Origin of the sequence: Halioxenophilus aromaticivorans, assembly GCF_042850945.1 — a bacterium.
Classification (GTDB): Bacteria; Pseudomonadota; Gammaproteobacteria; order Pseudomonadales; family Cellvibrionaceae; genus Halioxenophilus; species Halioxenophilus aromaticivorans.
The window spans coordinates 1,937,197-1,953,713 of record NZ_AP031496.1 but is presented as its reverse complement, the minus strand read 5'-3'; the positions used below and the strand labels follow the sequence as shown (position 1 = coordinate 1,953,713).

General features: G+C 51.5%; 13 protein-coding genes and 1 pseudogene. 4 read left to right on the top strand and 10 right to left on the bottom strand.

The features are described 5' to 3' along the window. Nucleotides 1–114 precede the first annotated feature (114 nt). Genes infB through rimP form a run of 3 tightly spaced genes read right to left on the bottom strand, consistent with a single transcriptional unit; the run spans nt 115 to nt 4,820 of the window. Nucleotides 115–2,823 carry a translation initiation factor IF-2 gene (infB, locus tag ACGHM3_RS08455; protein ID WP_345418194.1) on the bottom strand — a complete coding sequence of 903 codons (2,709 nt, stop codon included), beginning with the start codon at nt 2,821–2,823 and terminating at the stop codon, nt 115–117. Nucleotides 2,824–2,840: 17 nt separating this feature from the next. Beyond that, a complete protein-coding gene (nusA, locus tag ACGHM3_RS08450; RefSeq protein ID WP_345418191.1) occupies nt 2,841–4,343 on the bottom strand; it encodes a transcription termination factor NusA in 1,503 nt (500 codons plus the stop codon). Between the two features lie 21 nt (nt 4,344–4,364). Then, nucleotides 4,365–4,820, bottom strand: coding sequence for a ribosome maturation factor RimP (gene rimP / locus ACGHM3_RS08445; RefSeq protein WP_345418188.1), 456 nt, complete (start codon nt 4,818–4,820; stop codon nt 4,365–4,367). 539 nt (nt 4,821–5,359) lie between these two features. On the opposite strand from rimP, the gene ACGHM3_RS08440 reads away from it, so the two are divergent. After that, nucleotides 5,360–6,121, top strand: coding sequence for an SDR family NAD(P)-dependent oxidoreductase (locus ACGHM3_RS08440; RefSeq protein WP_345418185.1), 762 nt, complete (start codon nt 5,360–5,362; stop codon nt 6,119–6,121). Nucleotides 6,122–6,423: 302 nt separating this feature from the next. Here ACGHM3_RS08440 and ACGHM3_RS08435 read toward each other — a convergent pair. The 3 genes and pseudogenes from ACGHM3_RS08435 to ACGHM3_RS08425 all read right to left on the bottom strand — a co-directional run. Next, nucleotides 6,424–6,504 (bottom strand): annotated as a pseudogene (locus ACGHM3_RS08435) (hypothetical protein); the annotation flags it as partial. A gap of 601 nt (nt 6,505–7,105) precedes the next feature. Beyond that, the gene (locus tag ACGHM3_RS08430; protein WP_345418182.1) at nt 7,106–7,468 is read right to left on the bottom strand and encodes a hypothetical protein; all 363 of its coding nucleotides are present in this window, start codon (nt 7,466–7,468) and stop codon (nt 7,106–7,108) included. Next, on the bottom strand, nt 7,465–8,487 hold the full coding sequence (locus tag ACGHM3_RS08425) for a hypothetical protein (RefSeq protein WP_345418179.1): 1,023 nt from the start codon (nt 8,485–8,487) through the stop codon (nt 7,465–7,467). Before ACGHM3_RS08425 ends, ACGHM3_RS08430 begins: the two co-directional genes overlap by 4 nt. Before the next feature lie 261 nt (nt 8,488–8,748). Between ACGHM3_RS08425 and ACGHM3_RS08420 the strand changes: the two genes are divergently transcribed. After that, a complete protein-coding gene (locus ACGHM3_RS08420; protein WP_345418176.1) occupies nt 8,749–10,185 on the top strand; it encodes an Ada metal-binding domain-containing protein in 1,437 nt (478 codons plus the stop codon). Then, the gene (locus ACGHM3_RS08415) at nt 10,169–10,666 is read left to right on the top strand and encodes a methylated-DNA--[protein]-cysteine S-methyltransferase (RefSeq protein ID WP_345418173.1); all 498 of its coding nucleotides are present in this window, start codon (nt 10,169–10,171) and stop codon (nt 10,664–10,666) included. Before ACGHM3_RS08420 ends, ACGHM3_RS08415 begins: the two co-directional genes overlap by 17 nt. A gap of 91 nt (nt 10,667–10,757) precedes the next feature. On the opposite strand, the gene fghA is transcribed toward ACGHM3_RS08415, so the two are convergent. Together fghA and ACGHM3_RS08405 are read right to left on the bottom strand one after the other, a co-directional pair. After that, nucleotides 10,758–11,612, bottom strand: coding sequence for an S-formylglutathione hydrolase (gene fghA, locus ACGHM3_RS08410; protein WP_345418171.1), 855 nt, complete (start codon nt 11,610–11,612; stop codon nt 10,758–10,760). Nucleotides 11,613–12,018: 406 nt separating this feature from the next. Continuing rightward, nucleotides 12,019–13,128, bottom strand: coding sequence for an S-(hydroxymethyl)glutathione dehydrogenase/class III alcohol dehydrogenase (locus ACGHM3_RS08405; RefSeq protein ID WP_345418168.1), 1,110 nt, complete (start codon nt 13,126–13,128; stop codon nt 12,019–12,021). A 239-nt stretch (nt 13,129–13,367) separates the two neighbouring features. Here ACGHM3_RS08405 and ACGHM3_RS08400 point away from each other — a divergent pair, with 239 nt between their 5' ends. Then, nucleotides 13,368–14,240 carry a LysR substrate-binding domain-containing protein gene (locus ACGHM3_RS08400; protein ID WP_345418165.1) on the top strand — a complete coding sequence of 291 codons (873 nt, stop codon included), beginning with the start codon at nt 13,368–13,370 and terminating at the stop codon, nt 14,238–14,240. A gap of 20 nt (nt 14,241–14,260) precedes the next feature. Here ACGHM3_RS08400 and ACGHM3_RS08395 read toward each other — a convergent pair whose 3' ends face one another. Together ACGHM3_RS08395 and ACGHM3_RS08390 are read right to left on the bottom strand one after the other, a co-directional pair. Next, nucleotides 14,261–15,886, bottom strand: a complete 1,626-nt coding sequence (locus ACGHM3_RS08395; protein WP_345418162.1) for a UbiD family decarboxylase — start codon at nt 15,884–15,886, stop codon at nt 14,261–14,263. After that, the gene (locus tag ACGHM3_RS08390) at nt 15,883–16,293 is read right to left on the bottom strand and encodes an SRPBCC domain-containing protein (RefSeq protein WP_345418159.1); all 411 of its coding nucleotides are present in this window, start codon (nt 16,291–16,293) and stop codon (nt 15,883–15,885) included. The genes ACGHM3_RS08395 and ACGHM3_RS08390 overlap by 4 nt, the downstream gene beginning before the upstream one ends. Nucleotides 16,294–16,517 lie beyond the last annotated feature (224 nt).

Sequence of the window (16,517 nt, the reverse complement as noted above, 5' to 3'; positions counted from 1 at the left end):
CCAGGGTTTTGCCGCAGGTTTGCGCAAAACCGAACCCATAAATAAAAAACTAACTGCTATAAACAACATTCCCGCTGGCGCGGGAATGTGTAGGGTCGGCGATGAGAGCTGTGCTTACAGCTCCCGCGCCACCTCTTTAATGTCGTAGACTTCGATTTGGTCGCCCACTTTTACGTCGTAATCTTTAACGCCGATACCACACTCCACGCCATTACGAACTTCGCCAACATCGTCTTTAAAGCGACGCAGTGACTCTAATTCGCCCTCGTAAATTACCACATTGTCACGCAGAACACGGATAGGCTTGGAACGGTACACGGTACCTTCGGTAACCATACAACCAGCCACCTGGCCAAACTTGGGCGAACGGAACACCTCGCGCACATCGGCAATACCCACAATTTCTTCGACACGCTCTGGCGCTAACATACCGCCCAGGGCGGATTTAACTTCGTCGAGTAATTGATAAATAATGCTGTAGTAACGAATCTCTACCGACTCTTCCTCAGCTAGGCCGCGAGTAGCGGCAGAAGCACGCACGTTAAAGCCCAATACTACGGCACCAGAAGTCACCGCTAGGTTGACATCGTTTTCGGTGATACCACCTATGCCCGAAGATACGACGTTAACTTCAACCTCGTCATTACCGATTTCCATTAGAGCAGCAGAGATGGCCTCCAGGGAGCCACGCACATCGGCCTTTAAAATAACCGGCAAGATTTTCTTCTCGTTGCCGCCCATATTGGCAAACATGTTTTCCAATTTGGCCGCTTGCTGGCGCTGCATCTTCTCTTGGCGTTCACGGTCGGTACGGGCAGAGGCAACCTCACGGGCTTTACGCTCATCGGCTGTAACCATAAAGTCTTCACCGGCGTCCGGCGGGGAATCCAAACCGAGGATTTCAACCGGCGATGAAGGACCCGCCTGCTTAACATTTTTACCAAATTCGTCGGTCATGGCGCGAACACGGCCAAAAGCTTGACCGGCCAGCAAAATATCACCACGCTTCAACTCACCGTTTTGCACCAACACAGTGGCAACCACACCACGGCCTTTGTCCATGCGTGATTCAATGACCACACCGTTGGCTGGCACGCCCACTTTGGCTTTCAGCTCTAGTAGCTCGGCCTGCAAACTAACGGATTCCAGCAGCTCGTCAACGCCTTCTCCGGTGTGAGCAGAAACATTCACAAACTGAGTGTCACCACCCCACTCTTCTGGGATAACTTCCAGCGCGGTTAGCTCGTTGCGTACGCGATCAGGGTCAGCTTGGTCTTTATCGATTTTGTTGACCGCAACCACCAGAGGCACACCCGCAGCTCGGGCGTGTTCTACCGCCTCTCGGGTTTGTGGCATTACGCCATCGTCGGCGGCCACAACCAGAATAACCACATCGGTGCACTGGGCTCCACGTGCTCGCATGGCGGTAAACGCGGCGTGCCCTGGGGTATCCAAGAAGGCAATCTCGCCCTGGCTAGTTTTAACTCGATAAGCGCCAATATGCTGGGTAATACCACCAGCCTCACCAGAGGCCACCTTGGACTTACGAATGTAATCCAACAGCGAGGTTTTACCGTGATCAACGTGGCCCATAACGGTAACCACTGGTGCTCGGGTAACGCTTTCACCCTCGGCGTCGTTAGAGGCATCCACCAATTCGTCTTCCAATTGAGTATCGCTAACATGAACCGCCTTGTGGCCCATCTCTTCTACGATTAACTCAGCTGTTTCACGATCGATGGCTTGATTAACAGTGACCATAGTGCCCATTTTCATCAAATGCTTAATGACTTCGGTGGCCTTGATCGACATCTTCTGGGCGAGATCCGATACAACGATGGTTTCGCCTAGCTCAACTTCATGCACAATTTTACTCGTTGGCTTTTTAAAGCCGTGTTTGTTTTTGGAACGGAGGGCGGGTCTTGAACGACGGTTAGTGACCGTGCCGTCATCATCCTCCTCAACGTAATCCAACAACGCTTTCTTGTTGGTTTTCTTCGGCCCAAGACCTTTCGGCTTAGGCGCAGATTTGCCCGCTTTTTTAACGTGCTTAGACGGGCCATCTTCGTCATCGTCCACCGTCTCTACTGGGGCCAGATGACGTTTCTTGATAATTTTGTTGTCACCGGCTTTTTTGTCTTCCGGTGTGGCTTTGTTTTCAGCAGCCTTTTGCTTCTGACTTTCCAAAGCGCGTTTCTTTTCTTCCAGCTCAACCGCAGCGCGTTCATCGTCTTCTTTGCGCTGACGAGCAGCGGCCAGTCGACGCTCTTCGAAGTCGTCTAAGGTGAAGGATCGCTGCTCCTCAACTTTAGGCGTTTCGGGCTCAGCTGGCGTGTCCGCCGGCACTGGCTCAGCTTCAGCAACAGGCTCGGGCTCAGGTTCGGGCTCAGGTTCTGGCTCGGGTTGTGGTTCAGGCTGCTCGGCGACTTCTGGCGTGGGCTCTGGTGCCAGCTCTGGCTCCAGAGACTCCGCTACAGGCGCCTCTTCTATCTCGTCTACGCCCACTTCCAGCTCTTCATCCGCTGGCAGTTCCACATTACGCTTCACGTAGGTGCGCTTTTTACGTACTTCAACGTTAACCGTTTTGCGGTTACCCGTTTTCAACGTGGTCGTCGTTTTACGCTTTAACGTAATTTTGCGCGGCGCTTCAGCGGCTTCGCCGTGGCTGCTCTTCAAATGCGAGAGCAGAGTTTGTTTCTCATCATCGGTCACCAGCGCCTCAGCACTGTCGTGGCTGAGACCCGCGTCTTTCATCTGGCTCAGCAATCTTTCTACCGAGGCACCGACAGATTTAGCGAGTTCACTTACCGTTACTTCAGCCATTATCACTCCTAAACTAATTAGTTCTCTGCGCTATCACTGTCGGCGAACCAAGGCTCGCGAGCTTTCATGATCAACGCACCGGCACGGTCTTCGTCCATACCGTCGATATCCAGCAGTTCATCTACCGATAGTTCTGCCAAATCATCCATCGTGGCTACACCGCGGCTGGCCAACTGGTAGGCCAATTGTTTGTCCATGCCTTCCATGTCGAGCAGGTCTTGCGCAGGCTCGGTTTTATCGAGCTGCTCTTCCGAGGCCAAGGCTTGGGTTAATAACGCGTCCTTGGAACGAGCGCGTAGCTCTTCAGCGATGTCTTCATCAAAACCTTCGATGTTGACCAGCTCGTCCAAAGGAACGTAGGCGATCTCTTCCAATGTGGTAAAGCCCTCTTCCACCAATACTTCGGCGATGTCTTCATCCACATCCAGCGCTTCCATGAAAGTTTCCATGTAGCTGCCAGTTTCTGCCTGCTGCTTTTCTTGCCAATCTTCCAGGCTCATAACGTTGATTTCCCAGCCGGTAAGCTCGGAAGCCAAACGTACGTTTTGCCCGCCGCGGCCAATGGCCATGGCGAGATTATCTTCTTGTACTGCCACATCCATGGAGTGGGAGTCTTCATCCACAACGATGGACTCAATCTCTGCTGGCGCCATGGCGTTGATCACGAATTGCGCAGGGTTGTCGTCCCACAACACAATATCAACGCGCTCGTTACCCAATTCGTTGGATACCGCCTGCACACGAGAACCACGCATGCCCACACAGGCACCTACTGGGTCGATACGACCATCGTTGGTGGTAACTGCAATTTTCGCGCGTGAGCCTGGGTCGCGGGCGGCGCTGCGTAACTCGATAACTTCTTCTGAGATTTCCGGTACTTCAATGCGGAACAGCTCAATCAACATGGCGGGGCAAGAGCGGCTAAGCAACAGCTGCGGACCACGGTTTTCGGTGCGAATTTCCAACAGGATGGCACGCACACGATCGCCCACACGGAAAATTTCTCGGCCTACCAGTTGATCGCGTGGCATCAAGCCTTCGGCGTTGTTGCCCAAATCAACAATGATATTGTCGCGGGTGACTTTCTTAACGCTGCCGTTGATAAGCTCGCCAACACGATCACGGTATTCATCCACCACCTGGGCGCGCTCGGCTTCTCTTACTTTTTGTACAATCACTTGCTTGGCGGTTTGCGCGGCGATACGGCCAAAACCAATGTTCTCAACCTGCTCCCGGAAAACATCGCCAGCCTTTAGACTGGTGTCTTTTTCGTGGGCTTCTTCGATGGTGAATTGAGTGCCCAGTTCGGCTAGGGTGTCGTCGTCTACAACTTCCCAAACACGAAACGTCTCGTAATTACCACTTTTTCGGTCGATATTGACCTCAATAGTGGAATCCTCGTCGTAGCGTTTTTTAGTGGCGGTTGCTAACGCGATCTCAATAGCCTCAAAGATTAGGCCTTGATCCACACCTTTTTCGTTAGATACGGCTTCCGCCACCGCAAGAATTTCTTTACTCATGTGGGCCTCGTTACTCCACCCCTAGAATTGGGGAACAATATTGGCTTTTTCAATTGAGTCGATGGGCAACAGATACTCTTCAGCATCGATTTCCACCACGACATCCTGATCCTCTACGGCCTTCAACAGGCCCTTAAAATTGCGCCGCCCATCAAACGGCGCGCGCAAGCGAACACTAACCTGCTCACCGATAAAACGCTGGTACTGATCCAGTGTAAACAACAACCTATCCGCACCTGGGGAGCTTACTTCAAGGGTGTATTCACCGGCGATTGGGTCTTCAACATCCAGCACGCCACTCACTTGGCGGCTAACACGCTCACAATCCTCTACGGTGATGCCTTTATCTGACTCGATAAAAATGCGCAGCATACTGCGCCGCCCCTGGGACAGGTATTCAACACCCCAGAGATCGCACCCCATGGCTTCCACAGAGGGTTGAACCAAATCGTGCAATTGATCTATTCGGCCAGACATCGGTATGTATACAGCTCCAATACGTTGGCGATGGCAGTGATCGCTACAAATAAAAAATGGGCCTAATAGCCCACTTTTAAACAGACACCCTAACTTCGGCTAAATTGCAGATACGAAAAAGCCCCTAACAGGGGCCTTTTACTCGGTTTCACTGCGACTGGGTTACCGCCAAAGCCTGTAACTCAGCTGACATCTGCGTGTGCAGCTGGCGCCAAAGAGCGTGAAACGCCCGGCAACCGCCCTACGCAGCCTAGCCATAAATCGAATCAAAACTGAAACATAGCAGTGAAAGCCTTGTGTAATGAGACCTACAAAATTAAGCCGATGCGTTACTGTTGGACCAAGCTGTAATCAGCCACCGGTTCCAAGGGAGCCCGCACTTTTAAAGGCGCGCATTATAGCGGCGCGCCTTAGGATTTTCAATAAAAACCCCTAGCCCGCATTATGTTAGTCTAAGTAGGGTAAATAAGCGAAGCATCATTTTTGGAAACCCCGTCTGGCAACTTTGCCTTACAACCGCATTCCCTAAGGAGACAACGATGTCCCAAACCGTGTGTATCACCGGGGCGACTTCCGGTTTTGGCCGCGCCACGGCAATCAAGTTTGCCCAGGCCGGCTGGCAGCTGTTATTGATCGGCCGCCGACAAGAGCGCCTGGCGGAACTGGAACAACAGCTGGCCGCCAGCACCCAGGTCGCCACCTTAGCGCTGGACGTACGCGATACAGCCCAATGCCAAGCCCAACTGGCAAAGCTCCCCGCCAACCTAGCGCCACTGAAGTGCCTGATCAACAACGCCGGCCTGGCCCTGGGCACGGCCCCGGCGCAAGACTGCGACCTAGACCAGTGGCACACCATGATCGACACCAACGTCAAGGGCCTCACCACCATCACTAAAGCCCTACTGCCTGCATTGATAGAAACCGGCCGCGGCGCCAGCATTCTCAACCTGGGCTCGGTGGCCGGCACCTACCCCTACCCCGGTGGCAATGTGTACTGCGGCACCAAAGCGTTTGTGGAGCAGTTTTCCAAGGCCATACGCTGCGATCTGCTCGGCACCGGCGTAAGAGTGACCAACCTAGCCCCTGGCATGTCGGAAAGTGAATTTACCCTGGTACGCACCGGCGGCAACCAGCAGGCCTACGACGACCTCTACCAAGGCGTAGAGGCCATTCAACCCGGCGACGTTGCCGATACTTTGTTGTATTTGGCGCAGCTACCGGCGCACCTAAATATTAACCAGTTAGAAATTATGCCGGTGCAACAGGCGTGGAGCCCGTTTGCTGTGAACCGGGACTCTTAAAAAAGGCGCCATGATGATTTCTGGTGGATGGCTTTAAGAAAGTCCCACCAGAATAAACCACCGAACCTGCCCGGCTCGAGCATATCCGACTGTTGTATTCGCTCGACACACTCCCCTTCTTTTAACAGCCCTTTACACTGCAAGACTAGCAAAGCCTCAGGGGGCTACTGTATCGTCAGCCGGATTGTTGCTGGCCCAAAGCGTAGTTCAATAAAGTCAGGTCCTGAGCTGCTTCTGATGGATAAAAAAGCTGGCTCAACGGAAACGGAATTATCGGTACGGAATTTTTTAATCCAGTAATTCTAAATGGCAACTTTGACATCCTGATCAGTACACAACTGTTTTTGAGTAAGGCCTGACATCTTCCATTGCTCGATGACCCCTTGCCAGTGCTCTTATTTGCTCATGCTAACTCCTTCTGGTGCATTGATTTTGAAAGAGAGGATAGGGTTAGGGATTAATAGCGTTAGATGGGGTTTGTTGAGCACTTACGCCAAATCCAGCGCCAATCTGTATAGCCTTACTGAAACAGATAAGGCCAACGATATACTGCCACCTTAATAAACGCTAATACCGTCCACACTGCTTACTGCTTACTGCTTACCAATACTCTGTATCTTATAAACGAAAAGCGCAGCTAGTAGCGTAGCCAAGGAGCTGCCGATTAGTGTGAACACAGAAAAAGAATCAAACAGGAAACTAACGAGGTTGATTCCGATTATTACAGCCGATGAAATAGCCAAATAATATATAAACGACATTACATCACATCCCCTATAAAAATAAGCCTGTATAACCATTCATTGTCATTTTACGGCATGGTGTTTTTAACAAAAACCTCCAACATCTTGGAGGCACACTCCAACTGACTTACTGCCATGACAGCCTCCTGCCACACCGGCGGCTAAAGTGCACCATAAGGCGAATACCATCTTCCACAAACACAGTCTCACACGCCCGCAAACTTTAAGCCTCTATCGAGCATTAAAACCCACCTATAGAACGCACACATAGGTATGCAATCGCCGCTAAAAAGCACACTAAAATCACCGCCACCCAGTGAACAATTAAATGCCATTTAATGGCCACAGGTATTTGGTGGATAGCTTTCTCTACGCCAGCACGCTCAGCGCGTTTAGGGAACAAGCAATAATGAGCATACATCATCATTCTGGATGCATTAAAAATCCAACCACCGTCGATATAATTGTCGCCATTAATAAGCACATCCACTTTTTTTTGATATCTCACCTGAAAATAGATGGTGTGTAAAAACTCTAGCCCCCCTAGCGCAACAGTAATAAGCGAAAAATAAAAAACGGCCTCTCGATAGAAATAATCGCTCACTTTAAAACATGCCTTTTACTGTACAAAGTCGAGCCCAACTTTTCACCGACGACACTCCCAGCTGAACTGCCTACGTAGCCACCCGCAACTCCTGAGACAATCGTACACCATAACAGGCTAGTCCCGAATGATTCCAACCCGAAAACTAGATTACAAACACCATAGGCACCTATCTTTCCACCGACCGAACCGATCCCTATACTCCCGATGGCCCGTCCGGCTTGCTCGTATTTTGTTCTTGCACAGAACTCACTATCAGGTTCTAGACTACAAGCCTCCGCAATAGCCGCAACACTGGAACCCACATCCAAAGCTATGGCCAAATGCCCCACTCGGCCAAATGTTCTAGCGGTATTTGTGAGGTGACGATAGTTACTAGAAAAATTTTTGATCTCGCCAGAGCCACCCAGTGCATTCCATTGATGCACAATGGACTTACTGCTCAACCCCAATTGTGACTTTATCCTATTAGCATGGATATCCTGGCCAAATAATTTCCGTTCCAACATTCCATTGATGGTGGTATCCACTTGCAGCAATAAACTTCGTCGTTGAGCAAAAAATTGCTCACCTTTCAAACTACCGGTTTTATCGTAGGTCGTACGATAAAGCTCTTCTATGCGTTTTAAGATACGCTCCACGTGGCGTTTCTTTTGGTCGAAGTAGGTGCTGGTCCATCCGTACATAGTACCCGAGTAGCTGGCAGCATTACCGATAATGGCGTAGTGCTTCGCCAACAGCTGCCGCTCTTTATCCGTGAGCCTTTCTCGCTCAGCGTCAACTTCTCTCGCCGCCGCGGCCATTTCCTGCTCCCAAATGGTACATTGCATAGGGTCTTCGGGGGTGATTATGACCATTTGGCCAGTGAGGATGGTGTCATTTACTAGATGACTGTTCACACGGCGGAAATGCGCTTCGGTGGCTCGCGATGGGTGTTCGTACACCGTGTAAAGCGTATCCAGTAAGGTTGAATCGTGGTCGGCGATAAAAAATAGGACGTCTTCCGGGGCTATGCTCATAGTAGTAAATCCTTTTAACGTAAACCGTTTGGCAAGTAGCGAAGCAAATTAACCTCAGTAATTGCACCGCGCAATTCTTGGCTGGTATTTTTGAATACCTGATACAAATCTTGTGACGCAGTGATCACTTTCGCCTAAAGGACTTAATACTCGAAGCTTTACGGTTGAACACCAATTTGCTCTATTGGATTTAATCTTGGCCCCAGATTAGATGTCCAAAAACAGCCAGCATTAGCCTCTGCACAGCGTTACAATGGCTGCATGAAAATACCTCAGCCAATACCAGAACACTTGCTTAAGGCCTTTTACGCCCGTGATCGGCGCTATGATGGGGTGTTTTTTACGGGCGTGACTTCCACCGGCGTGTATTGCCGGCCGGTGTGCCGGGCGCGCAAACCCAAGCGGGAGAATTGCGTGTTTTTTAACACGGCGGCGGAGGCAGAGCTGGCGGATTTTCGGCCCTGCTTGCTGTGCCGGCCGGAGCTGGCACCTGGGGTTTCTGGCGTTGCGCCAAACTCGCCATTTGTAGAGCCGGAAGATCAAACCCTGGGGGAGCGCCAGCAGCGCCGTAACAGCAAGCAAGCCTTTGGCGTTACTCCAAAGCAGTGGCAACGCACGCAGAACTTACTGCTAGCAAAACGGCTGTTAACCGACACGGAAATGAGCGTAACCGACGTTGCCTTTGCCGCCGGCTTTAGCAGTGTGCGGCGCTTTAACGATGTGTTTAAACAACGCTACCAACTTACCCCCACGGGCCTGCGTAAAACCAAGGCCCAAAACCCCGAGCAAAAAGATTGGTTGCGGCTAACGCTTAATTATCGGCCGCCCTATCGCTGGCAGGAATTACTGGCGTTTTTAGCCAGCCGCCAAATCTACGGCGTAGAACATATTACCGACCACAGTTTTGCCCGCAGCCTTGCGCTGGTTAACCGCGATGGCAGCACCGTGCACGGTGAAATTAAGGTTACCCATAACGAAGCCAAGCACCAATTGGCGCTGGCCGTTAGCGCCGGGTTACACCCGGTTATTGCCACGGTAATAGACCAGGCCAAGCAGGTGTTCGACACCCAAGCCCAGCCGCAATTGATCGCCGAGAATTTAATGGCCGGTAAAATCCCCGGTAATTTTAGCGATAAGGGTTTAGGCCTGCGGGTACCGGGCAGTTTTGCCGGCTTTGAGCTGGCCGTGCGGGCTGTTTTGGGCCAGCAAATTACGGTAAAAGCCGCTGCTACTCTGTCTCGCCGGTTTTGCGACCGCTTCTGCCAACCCTACCAAGGTATTCAACCGGAGCTCACCCGCCTGCCGGTTAGCGCCCATGTGATTGCCCACGCCCACGTGGACGATATCGCTTCACTGGGCATTATTGCCCGCCGCGCCGAGGCTATTATCGCCATTGCCCAGCAGGTGTGTTCTGGCCAACTGGTATTGGCCCCCGGAGCCGACGCCGAGGCGGTGATAAACCAATTACAAGCCATTAAGGGCATTGGCCCGTGGACGGCAAACTACGTTGCCCTGCGCGCCCTGGCGTGGCCGGATGCCTTCCCCAAGGAAGACATTGTGTTACGCAAGGCCCTGGCCGGCGCCGATGCCATTACCCGAACGGCCAAACAAGCCGAAGCATTGTCTCAACCGTGGCGCCCCTGGCGCAGCTACGCCTGTTTATATTTGTGGAAAATAGCCCATGACCAATCTGTTTAATCGCTACCACACCACTCTCGCCAGCCCCTTGGGTGAGGTTTTAATTACCGGCGATGGTGAACACATTAACGGCGTGTATTTAACGCAACACAAAGATTTTTTAGCGCTAAAACAAAACAGCCAGAGGCAGGCCGATGTATTTGAGCAGGCGTGCCAACAACTGCAGGAATATTTTGCCGGAACTCGCCAGCAGTTTGATTTGCCGCTGAAACAACCAGGCACGGAATTTCAGCAAACGGTGTGGCAGGCGTTACAGAAATTGCCCGCAGGCAAAACCGTAAGTTACGGCGATATTTGCCAAGCCATTAATAAGCCCCGTGCGTTTCAGGCGGTTGGCGCGGCCAACGGCGCCAATAAAATTGCCATCATTGTGCCCTGCCACCGAGTGGTGGGTAAAAATGGCAGCCTAACCGGCTACGCCGGGGGATTAACGGCAAAGCAGTGGTTGCTGGACCACGAAAAAGGCCACTCAATACGTTAACCTAGGAAGAAAAACCAACAAAGTAAAAACAGAAAGGAAATTATCGAAGGCGCCAGCAAGAATCCACCGGCACCTTTGGCAGTAATGCTTTTTACAGCAAATGCTTGGCGTGAAATTTAATATGCTCGCCAATAAACGAGGCGACAAAAAAGTAACTGTGGTCGTAGCCAGCTTGCATGCGAACACTCATGGGGTAGTCGGCATTGGCAGCAGCGTTAATCAGCAGTTGTGTTTTCAGTTGGTCTGCTAAAAAGTTATCGGCATCGCCTTGGTCTACCAGCACCGGCAATTTCTCTTTGGGCTTGCCTTTGCCTAGTAATTCTACCGCGTCGTATTCTGCCCAGGCTTCTTTATCTGCACCCAAATACAAGCCCAAGGCCTTTTCCCCCCAGGCGCATTGGCTGGGCGCACAAATGGGCGAAAACGCCGATACCGAGCGGAACATGCCAGGGTTTTTCAAGGCAATGGTCAGGGCGCCGTGGCCACCCATGGAATGGCCTAAAATGGCACAGCGGTTAAAGTCGATTGGCAATTCTGAGCCCACCACACTGGGCAGCTCAGACACGATGTAATCGTACATTTTGTAATGTTCAGACCAAGGCTTTTGCGTGGCGTTAACGTAAAAACCGGCACCCAAGCCAAAGTCGTAGGCGCCGTTGTCGTCGTCTGGCACGCCTTCCCCCCGAGGACTGGTGTCCGGCGTAACAATAGCCACACCGTAATCGGCGGCATATTGTTGTGCACCGGCTTTGGTCACAAAATTCTCATCGGTGCAGGTTAACCCTGATAACCAAAGCAATACCGGTACGGAAGAATTTTTTGCCTGGGCTGGCAAAAACACTGAGAAATTCATGGTGCAATTAAGCGTACTGGACGCGTGCTCAAAGCGTAATTGCTCGCCGTCGAAACACTTGTGGCTATCGATTTGTTTAATATTGGTATACATGCCTCACTCCCCCTTAACGACCAAGCCATCATACTACGGTATTTGCCTGTGGTCTTTGCCTATTGGCATTGTAGTCTGCTACCCCACCAAAAACGCGGGTTTTGGGCGAGAAGTACATTTGGCCGCTTTTTAATTCAACCACGTTTTAATGTCTCTATTAATTGCCACTACTCATTTCATTGCAACTACGAGAAACGGTAATCGAGCCATCTCACAACCACTAATGGCCATCCGCTGCCATTCCCTGTGCGCCTTTTCCCCTAAGCCCCTTTCCCCTAAACCCCTTTCCGGGTGTGTTTTGTTATTGTGTCGGCGGTGCCTTGAATTAAAGGCGGTGCTTTCAATTAAGGGCGGGGCTCTGAATTAAAAAAGGCCGCACACACTGCGGCGGCCAAGGCAACGAGATTTAGTCGTACAGCACCACTGAGCGAATGCTCTCACCTGAGTGCATTAAATCGAATGCTTTGTTGATGTCATCCAACGGCATGGTGTGGGTAATTAGGTCGTCGATATTAATGCGCCCTTCCATATACCAATCGACGATTTTGGGTACATCGGTACGGCCCCGGGCGCCACCAAAGGCGGTGCCTTTCCAGCTACGGCCGGTCACCAGCTGGAATGGACGGGTGCTGATTTCCTGGCCTGCGCCAGCCACACCAACAATGCAGCTTTGGCCCCAACCCTTGTGGGCGCACTCCAGCGCCTGGCGCATAACATTGACGTTACCAATGCACTCAAAGCTGTAGTCCACGCCGCCGCCGGTTAGTTGGATGATGTGGTCCACCACATTTTCCACTTCCTTGGGGTTCACAAAGTCGGTCATACCGAACTGTTTGGCCAGGGCAACTTTGCTTGGGTTGAGGTCGATACCAATAATGCGGCTGGCGCCCACCATTTTTGCCCCTTGAATCACGTTTAGGCCGATTCCGCCTAAACCGAACACAGCAACGGTAGAGCCTGGCTCAACTTTCATGGTGAAAGCAACCGCACCAATACCGGTGGTTACGCCACAGCCGATGTAGCATATTTTATCGAACGGGGCGTCTTCTCGGACCTTGGCCAGGGCGATTTCCGGTAGCACCGTGTAGTTAGAGAAGGTAGAACAGCCCATGTAGTGCAAAATGGGTTTGCCGTCTAAGGTAAAGCGGCTGGTGCCATCGGGCATAACCCCTTGCCCTTGGGTGGAACGAATGGATTGGCACAGGTTGGTTTTGGGGTGCAAACAGTAGTCACACTCGCGGCACTCTGGTGTGTAAAGCGGAATAACATGGTCACCGGGTTTAACGCTTTTGACGCCTGGGCCTACATCCACCACAACGCCGGCGCCCTCATGCCCTAAAATGGCCGGAAAGGCGCCTTCGGGGTCATCGCCAGATAGGGTAAAGGCATCCGTGTGGCATACGCCGGTGGCTTTGATCTCCACCAGTACTTCGCCTTCTCTTGGCCCGGACAAATCCACGTCGGCAACCTGTAAGGGTTTGCCCGCTTCGAACGCCACCGCTGCTCGTGTTTTCATTGCTGCTCCTAATATTAGATCTAATAACTCGCCCGGAGCCGGCCTGCGCCTACCCCACACTCAATAAGCGAAAGATTATTCGTTTCTGCTCTGACTTTTAATGGCCTATATTTCATAACACTGTTGCAGTATAGAAACAGTGGTTTTTTGAGTATCAATTGCTGATATTGACGCCAGTTGGCACAATATCCAACACCAAAGGCAGTTTGTTGCATTCAGGGAACAGTTAGGAAACGACTATGAAGCATCTTGAAGCCATAGAAACGTTTGTTGCGGTGGTAGACCAGAGCAGTTTTTCCAAGGCTGCGGAGCAACTTAAGGTGTCTAAATCCCACGTTAGCCGGCAAATTGCGATTTTGGAAAACCATCTGGATGCCCTACTGCTAAACCGCACCACCCGCCAGGTGACCCTCACCGACGTGGGCCAGAGTTTTTATCCCACCTGCCGTGACCTCCTCGCCTCCCTGCACGAGGCCGAGCAAGCCATCATTGAGCAACAGCACGAGGCTCGCGGCCTGTTAAAAGTCAGCGCGGCCGGCCAATTTGGCGAAGACTATATCGCGCCGGCGGCCATTAAGTTTATGGCCCGCTACCCTCAAGTTCAGGTGGACTTGGATTTTAGTAATCGGCTGGTGGATATGGTGGCTGAGGGCTACGACATCGCTATTAGAGCTGGGGCGTTGAAAGACTCTTCTTTAATTGCTCGGCGCATTGCCGCGCGCAAGCTGTTAATTTGCGCAAGCCCAGAATACTTCGCCAAACACACGGTACCCAAAGACCCCCACGCCTTGCGCAATCACAACTGCCTGCTTGGCACCCTGGATACTTGGCGCTTTAGAGAAAATAGCCGGCATATCGATATCCGTATGAGCGGCAACTGGCGCAGCAACAATGGCCGGGCTCTTGTACACGCTGCTTTAGCGGGCTTGGGATTGGTGCAACTGCCCTCGTTTTATTTGCAGCCGTTTATTGACGACGGCCGTTTGGTGACCGCACTGGAAGATTTCTACCCCACCGATACCGGTACTTGGGCGGTGTACCCAAGCAACCGGCATATGTCGCAAAAGGTGCGGCTCTTTATTAATTTTTTGGTGGAAGAATTCGCCGGCTAAAATACGGTGTTTTAGCCGGTCTATTTATCGTCATTATTGATTTGCCCGGTACCAGCCAGTATGGCTTTTTCGCGGGCTATTCTTTCCTCGGTGTACAAATCTGGCGCCCATAGCCATGGCTCCACCGGTTTAAACTGCGCCCGCACAAAATGTTGTTTTAATTTAAAAGGCACGGTGCAATCAAAAATGGTTTTGGTGGTGGTGCCCTTGGAGGATAAACGGCCGTCGTACTCGGGCTGCTGAGAAGGGTCTAACACGTGGCCTGTCACACCGGGCACAAAGGTCGTATCCAAATCGCCCACATAGCGGGTTTGCATGGCCCAAAGCACGTCGTCGGTATCGAATAGGTCGACGTCCTCATCCACTAAGATCACATTTTTTAATTCACGATACACCGCCAGGGCGAGAACCGCCGCTTGCTTGGTCATGCCATCGTCGGCGGCGTTTCTTTTTTTCACCTGAATAACGGCCAAAAACTTACCGCCACCAGCAGAGTGTGCATACACATTTTGCACCAGGCCGGGCAAGGCATCTTCGCACTGATTCCAGATAGAAGCCTCGGTGGGAATACCAGCCATAGAGACATGTTCTTCACCCGGCCCCACCAAGGTTTGCAAAATGGGATTTGTACGTGTGGTAATGGCTTTAACTTTAATCACCGGTAGCGACGTGTTAGCATCACCGGTGTAACCGGGGAACTCGGGCATGGCCTTGCCGGTGTGAGAATTTTTATCTTCCGCCACCCTAACGCTGGGTAAGATCTCGCCTTCAATCACAATCTCCGCTCGCGCAATGCAACGTTGGTTCACGCTCACACAGCGCGCCAATTCAACCGGCTCTCCGCGCAGCCCTCCGGCCACACACAGTTCATCAAAACCAAAGGGCGTGGTTGGCGCTTCAAATTCTGCGCCGATATAAATAGCCGGGTCTAAGCCCATATTAACCGACACCGGTAACGGTTTATTTAAGCTTTCTGCTTTTTGCCGAAAGGCATCAATGTGTCTGCCAGGGGCAAAGAAAATGGATAGCTCATCTTTGCTTTGTACGCACAGGCGATGAATGGTGACATCGACATTATTTGGGTCGTCTATGTCTGAGCCAAGCACCAAACCCATGCAAAAATAGGGACCGGCGTCCTCTATGGTGTTGGTGGGAGCCGGCAAGATTTTACGCAGATCAAATTCTGGATCATCAGCGCGGTGGATTACTTCTTGCACCGGTGCGTGGTCGACCTCTTTGGGCGGTGTCACCACTCGCCTAGCCTGACCCATTTGTTTGCCCAGCTCTCGCTCTGGCGCACCTAACAATCGGCTTACCCGGCGCCGTGACGCAAGCAAACCGACCAACACTCGGCTTTGGTCGTAGCCTTTTAAATTGGTAAATAACATCGCCGGTCCCTGCTGCCGAGGCGGCTGCACGGTGGCACCGGCTCCTATGCGGCGATAAACCCCGGCCAGCTCTGCAATGGGGTCGGTGGGATAATCGGTGGTGTAAACCTCTGTGTCATCGAAGTTTTCTAAATAGGCCAAGGCGGAGCGTAAATCGTTAATGGGGGGAGATTGCCACTGCAACGGGTGATCTTCACCGGCTTGCCGCACTACGTAATCTTGGTTTTGTTGTTTGGAAGCAACGACCTTGTCACTCATGATGCAACCTCACTGTCCGACGTCTCAAGAAAAAGACTGAGCCGATGCAATGCCGCACCCCACTGCATATTGCATTGGGCTATATTCGGATCGTTTTCTTCCCAGCCATCGTGAGTTAAACGCACGCGCGTGCGACCATCTGCCAAGGGAGTCAGTTCGGTGATTACAGATTGATGGCCAGCACCGGAAACCAACGTTTGCACCAGCCGCTGATTGATTGTGTATTCCGTGGTTTTTAAAATAAATTGCAAGTGAGGCTTAGGCAAAAGTACCAGCTCTTCCCCTAATTGCACGCTGCCATCAACTTTACCGAGATGCCATTGACGCAACAGCGAAAGATCCGTGACCGCTTGAAAGCACGCCTGCGCAGAGGCGTGAATATTAACTTCGTGAATTAACGCTACCATGTTTTCCCTCTTGCCGTGTAAATCTTACACTTCCGATTCAGTCATTAATCGCCTATCCCAGACGGCGAATTTCTAGACGCCGTAAATCAAGACGCTTTGGTTATCATGACAAGAGCAGGTAAATTTAGTCTCGCGTTATATCAGAAAATTAACGGCAAAATAGTGAATGTTTTTAATCCTGTAGTGATTCGTTTTTACCTATTTTGCGTAATTAGAAATTAAAC